We start from the raw sequence: 12,750 nt of genomic DNA, 5'->3' as shown, positions 1-12,750 counted from the left end.
CTCGCAAAAATCTCATTTTGTGTACATTTTAGCTATATTGATAAATCAAACCATTGATCAATATAGCTCACAATTGAAGGTTTAAGTTCTCACTAGATAGCAGCCCTTCTTCCCATAACAGCGCTTATGGTAAATAAGAATAAAGATCCAAAAGCTCACTGCATGTACACAACGAAGTACATTTAGACTACCTTATTCACTCCAACTATAACTGTTAGCTCTGCTTTAAGACACGATAAACGGTAGCTACCCCAACACCAACCGCCTTAGCGACTTCCTCTTTTGTCATATTGTTTTGACTATCTAATTCTCTAATACGATTGTGTTTCGTTGTATTAGGCTTCTTACCAGTGGGCTTATAGCCACTGTTCGCCAATCCCTGCTTAATACGCTCTCTACGTTTGTCGTTATCAAGCTTTGCCATCGTTGCTAATAAGTCGATCAGCATATGATTAATCACTGTTAGAATCTCACCTGTCATACCCTTACTTACCATATGCGTTGTTGGTAGATCAGCCACTACCAATCGTAAACCCTTATCTTTGATGCGCTGCTTTAGAATCGAAAAATCATCTTGAGATAGCCTGCTTAATCTATCCACGCTTTCAACTAGTAGAATATCGCCTTGCTCAGCGTCCTTTAGCAGCTTAGCTAATGCTGGTCTATCGAGCTTCGTACCACTGAAGTGCTCAACGTAATCAACATGGTTGTCATCATAATCTCTACTGAAAGTAATCAATTCCGCTAATGCTCTAGTAGCGTCTTGATCCTTAGTGCTAGCTCTCACATAAATACGCACGGTCATAACGCTATCCCTATTACTTAGACTTAATAATTAATGTTCATTGATAATAGCAAGATATTACTATCATTTAATAATAGAAACAAGTCTAATGATAGATAGGTTATCGTTTAGAAGTTTTATGTTTTATGTATAGTGCAATGGGAAGATAGAACTAAGACAATTAAAGAGCTGATTAAAGAACTCCAAAGTTTTGAGGATCAAAACTTGATTGTTATGATAACTAATGATGAAGGTGAAACATTTAACGGTAAAGTTGGTTAGCAAAGGGTTTGTAGCTAATAAAGATGATCCTGATAAATATAAGAAAGTTTATTGTGCTTTATACTTCTAAGCTTTAAGACCATCTAAGACAGTTAGTTAGTTTTTTTAATCCCTAAACCCATGAAAATCGGTTGGAGGATGATTTTTTTTGCCGTGTGCAGAGAAAAGCAAGTCAAAGATTTTTTTACTAGCTGCTTTAGCGATAATCATTATTTAAGACAACCTCGTTAAAGCAGCTATGACCTAACCTTTAAATGTTAAAAGTTAAGGGTAAATTTGAAAAATTAAGGAGTTAAAATGACTTTACGACATTCTTCTTCACGCTTTTCGAAAATTTCATAACCTTTAGCAGCGTCAGACAAATTCATACGGTGAGTAATAATAGCTTCAGGTGATAAATCACCATTTTCAATATACTCTAATAATTGTGGTATATACTTGTGTACATGGGTTTGGCCCATTCTGAAAGTAAGCCCTTTATCAAAAGCGTCACCAATTAAGAAATCATTAATGGGTCCTGCATATATACCAGGAACACTAACGACCCCGCCACGACGCACAGCTGCCATACATTGACGTAAAGCTGGAGCGCTTGATCCTTCAATTTTCGAACTGCCCTTAGCTTCAAAGCCAACCGCATCAATAACACCGTCAACGCCGCGATGTCCTTTGGTCTGTTCAATGATGAATTCAGCAGCATCTACCTTATCGAAATTAACCGGAATAGCCCCGTACGTATCTTTGGCATACTGCAAACGGTAGTCATTATGATCTACTACGAAGATCTGCTCAGCGCCTAACATTTTGGCACAAGCTGCTGATAACAACCCCACAGGACCCGCACCATAAATAGCTACGGTTGAACCTTTAGTAATATTGGCATTAGTCACGGCCTGCCAAGCAGTTGGTAAAATATCTGATAAAAATAAAACCTTCTCATCTGACAGTGAGCCATTTACTTTGAACGTATTAAAATTACCTTTAGGAACCCGTACAAATTCTGCTTGTCCACCAGGAATCCCACCATATAAATGGCTAAAACCAAATAAAGCAGCCGGTGGCGGAATTATTTTTTTATTAATAGCAGCGCCTGGGCCTGTATTTGTAGTCTCACAAGCGGACATTAGGTCATGCTGACAGAAAAAGCAGTTACCACATGCAATAACAAAAGGAATAACAACTCTATCGCCTTTTTTAACAGCAGTAACTTCAGAGCCTACTTCTTCAACCACACCCATAAACTCATGACCGAAGATATCGCCTTCCTCGGTTTTAGGTATTTTGCCACGATATAAGTGTAAATCTGAACCACAAATTGCAGTTGCAGTCACACGTAAAATAACATCATCTTTTTCTTGCAGTTTAGGCTCTGGGACATTGTCCACTCGCACATCTTTAGCACCATGATAAGTTAAAGCACGCATAATTTCTCCAGTTAAGTAAAGCTTGCAAAATCTCGATAAACCAATAATCTGTGATAATACAAGATAAAAGTTATTAGAATCAGTGGTTTATGATATCTAAGTTAAGTATTACTCAATTATATTAGCACCTTGAAAAACAAGATTTATAATCAACGTGTGTTAAAAAGGTTGCGTGTTGTAAGTGAAAAGTTGTAGTGGTCAACTAATTTAGGATACCCGATAAATTAACTTTTCGAGGCCTCCTGCCGAGGACTGAAGGCTTATAAAAGCTGTTTGTATTTTTAAAGTAACTTTTTTTGTTAGATAAGGCTATAATTTAATTTAATAATTATTAACATTTTTTTTATTTGAGGTTGCCATGGCAGTTCTTCTTGGATTTCTTTTATTGGTTATACCTGCGATATATATTTACTCTTTTATTAAGCCTGAGAAGTTCAATGTACGTACAGGTAAAAACCCCAATGGCAAATATAGCAGAATGCAATTTACAGGCATCACTGCTTTAATTTGGTTTGCAGTGGTAGCTATCGTTCCAATTTTCGTAGACACTGACACTGAAAGCGTTACTGCAAAGAGTTCTGAACCTGCTACAGTCGAAGAAAATCAACCTGAGCAGATTAAAGCAGTAATGCCTGTAGAAGAAGCGGTTACAACACGACAAGAAGCCACATTGGGTCTTACTGTTGATGAGTATGGCAATAAGTAATAGGTATACATCCTATTTTTTACGCAGACTCTAAGATGACCTATGCTGCTAACCTTGTAGCAACCAACTTGAGAGATTTTAATAAGAAAGCTTAATGATAATGACCCATGCTATCGACCTCATAGCCATTGAATTTATATCTAACATTAGCAGTTCGATTTCTGTATAGCACCCGGATTACGAATAGAATATGTATGACAAGTACACCACGAAGTACACTGAAATTATTTCCGCGAGTTAAAACTTTGATACCATTAGCCCACAGCCAAAGATTCAAGTCCTCACTAGGGTACCGAACCAGTGAAAGCACCTGATTGGTTAGCCATAGGTATACTCAATAAAATTCAGAGGAGCAATAGACGCTCTAAAAACAGCGTACGTTCCTGCGTCATTTAGGGTTTTTAACTCTTTTACGCCTGCTGGCTCCGACTGTAAATCCTCGATTTTGGATTGTTATTAGTAAAGTAGACGCATAACCAGCGGAGACTAAAAGCGCATGCATTTAAACCATCAATGCTTAGATGGCTTTGCGATTTTAGAATAATGAGCGTGTAAAAGTTCGTCAACTTCTGCATTGGTCGCAATCTTACCTTCTACGAAGTCGTCAAAGATATATTGGGTCTCAGGATTCACGGGGATGTTATCAACTGCAAAACTAGCAAGCGTATCTGCAGTGATGCGCCGGCGCTTCGCAATTTCGGCTTCACTTACAAGGATGGGGCGATCATCAGACATTTCTCTTTCCATTTCATAAGTTGAGGCAGTTATCGCAATTTTTGCGATAACTGCCTTTTAGAAGAAGGTGTAACTGTCGCAAAATTTGCGATAGTTGCCCATTAACTATTTCTTGGGCTCTCGATTTCTACGTCATTTGGTGTGATAGCGTGCAAATGGTACTTAAACGTTATATATGTAAAGCTCACAAGATTTTAGAAGTGATTGAACAGAATAAAATGTAGCCGTGATCAAATTCCTACCAAACTGAGATTTTCCCAAACTTTGCGTAAATATTCGTGCAGTAGGTAAACTTCGATGAATTCTATACGGTAAATATATGGCAGCAGTTACTAAATATACTAAAATCTAGAAGAGTAATACACGCTCTGAACTGTCCTGGGATTGTCGGAAACTTAACGAATGAATATTAATATTTTTAGTTATTTCGTCCCCTGCGTAAGAGGGCTCATCCCAGATTCTGTGTAACTGCCATCTAGATTAAATGCCTGCTAATATGGTCATCAACATAATCATAAAACGATTAAGAGCAGCCGTCCAGTTACGAATTGGCATCGACCATTTTTTGGATGCCCGCTGGGTGGCTAAGTACAGCACCTTGAGTGCGGCCTGATCAGATGGGAACACCTTACGCTTATTCACCGCTGTCCGAATCACACTGTTCAGTGATTCTATAGCGTTGGTGGTATAAATTGCTTTTCTGATGTCTTTAGAATACTCGAAGAACACCGTTAAGCCCTCCCAATTGCTGCGCCAAGACTTAACCACATGCGGATACTCATCCCCCCCATACCTCATCAAAGTGCTCAAACCCCAATTTTGACAAACTCGCCTGAGTAAACTTCCGAACCCAAAAAGGGTGATAGCAATATGCCGTATATATCGTTAGCATCTTTTTTTCTACTACCTATATCTAATCATTATCGATATTTATTCATCACAATAATAATCTTAAACCCTCGTTAACAAGGCTATAAGCATCTAAGAAATTACTACTTGATCCATAAAATAGTTTTCCCAAAAGCGTAATCGTCAGTGAGATTTAGCACTAGCGAGCTGTTTAAAGACTAATAAGCACACAATGATAAATTATGAATTTATGTCGCAGATTATCGATTATGATAATAAGGATATAGAGAAGATAAGTCTTTATGCTCGCCATTTGCAACCTATGCTACGTGAGAGGCTCGATGATAATGAGGTTTATTTTAGTAATATTATTATGAGCCACTACCGCTTTTCTAAGCTACGTCAACAAGATTTAAAGCTGCAATAAGTTAGTTTCTATCCGCTGAATATTGGTAGCGGTGGAGCTGGCAATGCTAAGGATAAACAAGAGGACTGGCTATCAAAATAGTCGCAAGGTTAAATGATCTATTCGATACTGAAAACCTGGCTGATAGAGACCTAATCAATTACTCGCAAACTATCTGGGATAAAGTTAACGACAACCAAATCGTCATGCATACGAATAGAGTTAGCGCTTTGAGTGAGAGGGATTGATTATGTCAGATAAAAATATGAGTTTTTTAGCCGAAAGTAGATTTGATTATTTATTTGCTAATAAAGTCACTTCTCCACATAGCATGCTCACATACTGCACAAAACCAACTCTCTTTTGCCCGCATATAGGCGATATCAGCAGGTACTTCAATTGGACAGGCGCTACCACAATATTCACAGCAAACATCATCTAAGCAAGCATAGCATTGGCTTATAGTTTCAAATAATATTTGCGAGCTAATATTGTATTTTTGACAAAGCATACGTACATAATCTACATAGCTGATTTTATGATTATAGGCCCAATAATCTTCACAGACCCGTTTGTCCCAAGCATTTTGTGTCATGCTCCATTCAATCCTGATGCCCACAACATACTCCTTTTTAATGGCAGAATGACTATGATTAGTATCACATTTTTATGGTGACTATATCTGTCGAACAAGTCGCACCCATCATAGTTAGCCAGCTATTGAGCAGCAAGATGAGTCTATGACATAATAAAGCGTTAGTCAGCACAAAATAGTTTTTGACGGAAACTTAGTTATTGCCAACGAGTATTATTTTAACAGAAAAGTAGTCACTGGCAAGTATTTTTTACTTACCAATAAGGATTTTATTGTGATTTCATGTAATCTACCAGTGCTTTTAGCAGAAAGAAGATTGCGAGTTGCAGATTTAGTACGAATGACAGACATCAGCAAGTCAACGCTTCATAGAATTTATAACGATGAGACAACTCGCATAGAATTCGATACCTTGAGTAAGTTGTGCCAAGTATTAAAAGTCACCCCAGGGGATGTTTTAAAGTATGTTCCCGATGAGAATGAAGAGAACTAAGCTTGATAGGAAGGTGGACTGATATAAAACGTTAACCTTCTCACCCAACTAAAATTGAAATTTTAAAATACTCTTTAGCCTTTATTTATCATGGGTTAGGGAGTATTTTTTTGTCTAAGAAATGGTTATGAATCAGTATTTGAGTTATCCAAAGATAAAAATATAACAGCAATATTAAAGGCTTTACAAACAATAAGTTATAACATATTATGATGAATATATTTCACTATTAATAGTATTAAAATGAATGATATTCATCTAAAACCTACTCAGAAGTTTATAACTTTCAGTAAATATAATCTGGTTGTTCATCAAGATGCGCAAAAGGCATTGCTGATATGGCATCAATTTAGGCCAAGAATAGCTAGTATAAATATAGGTGGCTTGGATGATTATTACCGCCCACCGCTACGATTGGTGATTGGTAAAGATTCGACTTATTATTTTTTTAATGAGTTTAGAAGGTTTGATGAAATTCTAATAGAAGAGACTAGTTCACGTCAGCCTTGCTTAGTTGCTGCTGAAAGCCTGAGAGATATTAAGCGCTTAGCTTGGAGTGAGGTGATCGAGCTAGCCTTCTCAAGGGGAATTAATCATCCTGAGTTTTTTAAGGCAATCAGTAATAGTGCACCAAAAAGTATTATTTGCGAACTCATGAATATTGAGCGCCTGACGGTAGACAATTATTGTAGGTTCGCTGGTATCAGCCAAAGTGCTTATGAGTATCAGCAGTGTAAATTAGCCAATGATGAGGTGATGCTGGGGCTGCCCAAAAACCTGAGTTGGATGGAAACTTCTTATGGTTCACACTAAATTATTTAATGAAGTAATCGATAGGCGAGTGTTTGATAAGCTTATCCCAGTAGGTTCACCACATCACATACAAATGTCTCAGCTTATGATTGATGTGATTAATTTAGTACCAGATGATGATATTGATTTATTGCTCTCAACACTAGAGTCTAATTTTGAAGACTTTACTGGCATAAACTGCACTGAGGTAATGACACAAATTATTCGGGAAGGTAAAACTGGAGAGTGGGCGGTCAGCTATATGCTAATTGTCTTTTATCAGACGTATGGAAAAGTTGATATTAACAGTAATGCTTGGCGGTTTATGAGCGGCTACTTAAAAATTATATTTATGATCACAGCACGCCATGACAAGCACTTTGCTAAAATTGATAAGCTTGGCGTGCGTATTCGTATGGCACTAAGACCTACTGATCCGCAGTGTGAGATTCTCGACCAGTTAATCAGTATTCACGATCAGTGCGATAGCTTGTCCTCATGCTTATCTTATATCAGACAATATGAAGCAAGCGTTAAACAGAGAGAGGCAACAGGTAAAACAGCGAACCAATATCTTGGTAGTAAAATAGGTCAAATCAGGCTGGCTTATGAGGTGGTAATTAATAATAAAACCTTTGTTGGCAAAACTTATACTGAGAGTACTAAACGCGTAAAGTCGGCTCAAACCGTCATCAAGACATTAGTGGATACTGACAATGAGCCACTACAAAGTATAGTGTTTGGTACGAAACAATCAAAAAAGCACAGTAACGTGGCAATCGCTGAAAATATTGCTGATGACAACGAAGTACCTTTGCTAGACAATGACTTTAAGCCAGCCACACAAATTGCTAAATCCTCTGAGCTGCAGCAATGGCGATTGAAAAATAACCATCAACATGCCCGCCGTAATCAATTTCATTTCCCAACCAATCATCGTCAGCTAAGCATTACCGGATACCAAATGTTATTTGCCACGCTTTGGCAGCGCTTTATGAGTGTTGATAAAGAAAGTGGCACTGGGTATGTCGTCTTACTACTGTCACTATTAAGTGGACTTAGTATCGATAGCATCATTGCTGATTGGCAATGTAGTCTTAGTCAACGGAGGTATTTCATTTATGACCGTGTCCGTAAAGTTAGTAGCATTGCCATCATGATTGATGTGACGACCAATACTCGAAGTCATCTGCTTGCCCACAGACAAAGCTATGGCAGTACCTTTTATCGTGCAATTCCTGAAGCTTTACAGATTATGCTTGAGGATAAAATTACCGTTTCATCCGATACTGTTAAAGACGCTATCTCTTATGCTAAAGATCTGCTTAACCTGCCAGCACTGAGTCCTCAGTATATTGAAGCAGGCCTGTTTATATTGATCAAAAACGAGCTTAATAAGCCATTATATGCTGACCTGATCACAGGTGTTGATGTACGGCATAGCTCTGCGCTGTATTACCTTAGCACTAAAACGGTAGAGCTAGAGCAAACTTATATAAAAGCGGCAGAGCTGATAACTGAATACTGCAATGATGAGCAAAAAGCACTTTTAATAGATGAGTGTAGCGTACAGATGAACGGGCATAGAAGCCACATTGGTAGCGATATGGTGCTAAAGACCACAATGTGCCAGCAGTTCTTTAATCAACTGGCTGTCAGTGCCGAGAGTTTTAATGGCAAGCTAAAATCCCACATGGATCGCTACATTGCGCAGTTTAATAGCTATAGTATTTGGCTGTGGCATATTGTTATGATCCAAACTGGTATTCGCCCAGTCAAGCACGCACCAGGCTTGCTACACCAGTTTGACTTTCAGCGGTGCATGCTATGGGTGTCTGACAAAGAAGAGCGTCATGCGCAGTCTGATGGCAGGCTCATTCCTCTTAGTAAGTTTTTGATAACGGCTATTCAAAACTACATTATTTATATTAAACAATTTGCCGCTATCTATAATCCATTATGTCCAGCAGCGCCTTATCCCATCAATGCCATCTTGCAATCAGAACAACCCCTCATTCAAATTTACCAAAAAAACCCAAAAGGCTTCGCCAGTATTACGCCAAGCCGAGTCCGTTATCAGTTGCAAGACTTTTTTAGTCATCAGGATAATTGGCTGCGTCATCAGCTGAGAACTATGCTCACAGGGCGCGTACCTGACTATCTAATTTGCGCGCTTTACGGTCACGAGCATCCTGATCAGGAGTTCATGCACCCGATGTCATCAAGCTCTATCAATCAGCTGCACCAGCTCAGCCCTCATTTAGATGCGATCGCTACAGATCTTCACTTAAAACAAATTGAGGTTCGTCTATATGGATAATATTAGCGCTCATAAACTGCGACAGCTTAATAGAGAAGAATCCAAAAAAAGTGTTAAGCGTGATGCTAAAAAATTAATCGAAGAATATATCAATCAAAATTCCATGCAGCCGCCTTGTGAGCTGCAGCATCATTATGAAGCAATTAACCAGTTGCTAGAGGAGAAGTTCGATACCGCTCAAAACTTCCAATTGGCTCGGCGCGGGTTTTTAGAGTTTGTTCGTGATTATAATAAAACTCACCAGATATATCTTAATGAGCCTGTGGTACCGATACTTGCAACTCGTGAGCGCTTGACCATTAACTATGATTGGTTTGTGAATGGACGTGCTGTGGCAGACAGTAGTACGACAACGATAGAGGTTTGGCAACGAAAGCGGCGTTTTTCAGTCAATGACTTGGTTGAGGGGTTCCTGTATTGCAGCATCATGTATGGTGGTATTAATGACATTGAGGTACTAAGAGCGTTATACGATTGGCTGTTTGGTGAGCGTCAGATTTATCAGATTGACATGCCAGCGACTGATGAAAAAAGCAGAGTAGAATGTTTGGCTATAATACCGCTTAGAGTGCGTGATGATAATTATGGAACTACGCTAGATGACAGCGAAAGCTTACACCGTTTTGTTGATTATGTTCCCGATGATATGAGCCTGTGTTTTTTATATGCTCTAAAGGATAAAGAGTTAAACACTGCCAAGATAAAGTCATTTAATACCATCATCAACGATATCTCGAAAACACTTAAACTCACCAATAAAGATATCGATCGCCCGCAGCACTCACTGCTCATCAAATGTGCCAACTACCACTGGCGACAGCTAGAGGGTAGCCTGATTGATGGGGCGCTAGCCGTGGTGAAGCAAGGTGATATTAAAACCACTGGTTTGTTTACGGATAAGCTAATCCATTATAACCGAGAGCTCATCAATCCAAGTCCTGAGCCACTCGAGTGGTCTGAGCTGTTTGATGCCAGCTATCAATCATTGATAAAATCGGATAGCCAAAGTAGTACCATAAACTATCCTAGTTTTAGTAAAAATCTGATTAAAGAGCTGCAAGATGCGCTCAAATTGACTAGAAGCGCTGCTATTTCTACTATCACAATATTAAAGACAGATGCTAGCCAGCTTAATGCACAACGCTTGCTTAGCTGGGCATTATCATTGCTAGATGATACTAGCGTTCGACTTAATACTATCAGTAAATATGTGGGCTGTATTGGTCGTGACTGGTTGATGCTGACAATGGATGAGGATATTGATCAGTGGGAGGGTAATGACTTTGAGGAAGTTTATGAGCAGATTATTCAAAGTAAGGTAAAAGATGGTCGCAAATTGTCTGTACTGTGCAAATCAACAGAGTTTGATGATACGTCTAGTGGTATAGATAATGATAACAATGCTACTGGTCAGCAGCTATCTCATCTTGACCGCCTGAAAGACAGCCAGAAATTTACTTATGGGCGTCTGCGTGCATTTCATGATCATCAGCGTATACACTTTGATGCACCTTATGTGTATTTTCCATGGGGTAGTAACCGGCAAGTCGTAAAAGCTGAAATGATATCACCGCGCGTGTATAGAGCGATGAAAAGCTATATCCAAACATCAGAGTTAGAGATAGAACAAAAGCAGCTATGTTTCATTGTACTGGCGCTTGCTTATCGAACAGGGATGCGTATTAATGAAATTATTGGTATTAAGGTTAAAGACATTACAGATATAGGTTTCATCAATGGTCAAGTGATTGAAATGCCAAAAATAATTCTCAAACCTAACCGCTATCGCCGGCTAAAAAGCAGTAGTGCCAAAAGATTAATACCGATAGACAAGCTTTTGCAGACTGATGAGTTGCAACCGTTCATCACATTCTATTATCAACAAAAAAGGTTAAAGCGCCTTTATCTATTCTCACAAGGGTCAGGCGATCAACCACTACCATCTGTATTTTTCAGCAATGTGATGAAAATAATATGGGATAGATTGCTAATTACACATGACTTTACCTTTCATAGCTTTCGACATACTGCGATTACTCAATTGGCACTTGTGTTAAGCGGATCGCCACTTAAGCAGGTGATGACAGATTATGATAGAGATCATAGCGACGCTATTGTTAGCGCTGTGCTTTCTAATAATAAAGAAAAAGGGATATGGTTTGGGCTGGCTAGTCTTGCTGGGCATCTAACGCCAGATACTACGTTTGAATATTATATCCATACCGCTCATTTGCTGGCTGGTTGGCAAATGAGTCAAGCCAAACTTTTTATGCCTATAACCGTATTTGAGATGGTGACTGGCATTGGTTACCAGACAGTGAATAGGCAAGACGGCAGGGCATATAATGCTAGTACTAAACAGGTTTATCTTGATAAGATGCGTGGTTATTTAACCAATAAGATTGCGAGCAAAGATTCTCTATTTTCTTATAACAGCACACCAGTTAACATGGCTTGCCAGCAAGCCCCGCAAAATGATGCAGTAGATACTCAGCTGTCTATATTTATTCATCCTAAAGTTTATGATGTCATTGCACTGTTAGAAGAGCTACAAAATATAAATATTGATAAAAGAGCTGAGCGGTTGCAAGAGGTCGCACTAAGGCATGCGATCGCTATCAATGAAGCTAGACAAGTTTACGATAAAGCTCGTCAGGTTTTTACCGATGATAGGTTGTTTCTAAGTGCGCCAACGGGACATAAAAACCAAGAGGTTCTAGTTAGAGCGCTTGATCGAGCTTATCAAATGTCAATTGATGAGCCTGCTAGACTGAAATTGTTCGTGGAAATATTTGCAGATAAAAACAATTTAAATACTTCATCAATTCATTTCGGTATGAAAGAGGCCCAGCTTAAAATGCTACAGGAGTTCATGATAGTTGGTTGTCAGCTTATTGATGCCAGTCATTGGCAGGTTAGGGCGCATAGCGAGCAAGCAGTACGAGATATTAAAAAGGATCTCCGTCTATATAGTCAGATAAGGAAAGGAGCTCGTCAAAATTTTCATGGCTATGAGGTGAGGGTGGTACAGAAAAAACATAAGTGGTCTGATAAGAATTTGGCTATGACAGTTGATTATTATGCTTCGTCGGGGGTGCTGAAGTATTTGGGGTGCTTACTAATGGTGCTACTTAAAAACTAGATCCTTTTAAAATTTTAAATGACTATTTTCTTGAATGGAATTCGTAGTAGTTATCAAGCTGACTCATCCGAATTGGTCATATGAGCGTTAATAAGTCTATTAGTGATGTGACAGAGCGACAAGTCATATTTCGAAAGGGCTACAACCTGATTTTTAACTTTTTCGACCTAAAGATTGTCAAGGATAATATTGCTCTGAATGCTATAGAGTATAAGGGTTGTC

9 protein-coding genes and 1 pseudogene are annotated in these 12,750 nt (G+C 38.8%); 5 read left to right on the top strand and 5 right to left on the bottom strand.

Annotation, left to right across the window (positions count from 1 at the left end; all coding sequences use genetic code 11):
- Window positions 1–214 precede the first annotated feature (214 nt).
- Window positions 215–805 (bottom strand): recombinase family protein, encoded by a 591-nt coding sequence (locus CXF69_RS00970; protein WP_102076510.1) that lies wholly within the window; start codon window positions 803–805, stop codon window positions 215–217.
- A 545-nt stretch (window positions 806–1,350) separates the two neighbouring features.
- Window positions 1,351–2,490, bottom strand: coding sequence for a zinc-dependent alcohol dehydrogenase (locus tag CXF69_RS00960; RefSeq protein ID WP_102077895.1), 1,140 nt, complete (start codon window positions 2,488–2,490; stop codon window positions 1,351–1,353).
- Window positions 2,491–2,848: 358 nt separating this feature from the next.
- Between CXF69_RS00960 and CXF69_RS00955 the strand changes: the two genes are divergently transcribed.
- On the top strand, window positions 2,849–3,196 hold the full coding sequence (locus CXF69_RS00955) for a hypothetical protein (protein WP_102076489.1): 348 nt from the start codon (window positions 2,849–2,851) through the stop codon (window positions 3,194–3,196).
- A gap of 510 nt (window positions 3,197–3,706) precedes the next feature.
- Here the strand turns inward: CXF69_RS00955 and CXF69_RS00950 are convergent.
- The 3 genes and pseudogenes from CXF69_RS00950 to CXF69_RS00935 form a co-directional block, all read right to left on the bottom strand.
- Window positions 3,707–3,931, bottom strand: a complete 225-nt coding sequence (locus CXF69_RS00950; RefSeq protein ID WP_102077896.1) for an antitoxin VbhA family protein — start codon at window positions 3,929–3,931, stop codon at window positions 3,707–3,709.
- A gap of 475 nt (window positions 3,932–4,406) precedes the next feature.
- Window positions 4,407–4,708 (bottom strand): annotated as a pseudogene (locus tag CXF69_RS00945) (transposase); the annotation flags it as partial.
- 776 nt (window positions 4,709–5,484) lie between these two features.
- The gene (locus tag CXF69_RS00935) at window positions 5,485–5,805 is read right to left on the bottom strand and encodes a hypothetical protein (RefSeq protein WP_102077898.1); all 321 of its coding nucleotides are present in this window, start codon (window positions 5,803–5,805) and stop codon (window positions 5,485–5,487) included.
- A 250-nt stretch (window positions 5,806–6,055) separates the two neighbouring features.
- On the opposite strand from CXF69_RS00935, the gene CXF69_RS00930 reads away from it, so the two are divergent.
- From CXF69_RS00930 to CXF69_RS00915, 4 genes are all read left to right on the top strand, one after another.
- On the top strand, window positions 6,056–6,274 hold the full coding sequence (locus tag CXF69_RS00930; RefSeq protein WP_102077899.1) for a helix-turn-helix domain-containing protein: 219 nt from the start codon (window positions 6,056–6,058) through the stop codon (window positions 6,272–6,274).
- A gap of 243 nt (window positions 6,275–6,517) precedes the next feature.
- Window positions 6,518–7,087, top strand: a complete 570-nt coding sequence (locus CXF69_RS00925; RefSeq protein ID WP_102077900.1) for a hypothetical protein — start codon at window positions 6,518–6,520, stop codon at window positions 7,085–7,087.
- A complete protein-coding gene (locus CXF69_RS00920; protein WP_102077901.1) occupies window positions 7,074–9,386 on the top strand; it encodes a hypothetical protein in 2,313 nt (770 codons plus the stop codon). The genes CXF69_RS00925 and CXF69_RS00920 overlap by 14 nt, the downstream gene beginning before the upstream one ends.
- On the top strand, window positions 9,379–12,528 hold the full coding sequence (locus CXF69_RS00915) for a tyrosine-type recombinase/integrase (protein ID WP_102077902.1): 3,150 nt from the start codon (window positions 9,379–9,381) through the stop codon (window positions 12,526–12,528). Before CXF69_RS00920 ends, CXF69_RS00915 begins: the two co-directional genes overlap by 8 nt.
- Window positions 12,529–12,750: the final 222 nt, after the last annotated feature.

The organism is Psychrobacter sp. Choline-02u-9 (assembly GCF_002836505.1).
Classification (GTDB): domain Bacteria; phylum Pseudomonadota; class Gammaproteobacteria; order Pseudomonadales; family Moraxellaceae; genus Psychrobacter.
The sequence above is the reverse complement of the archived record's forward strand: the minus strand, read 5'-3'. Positions and strand labels throughout refer to the sequence as shown.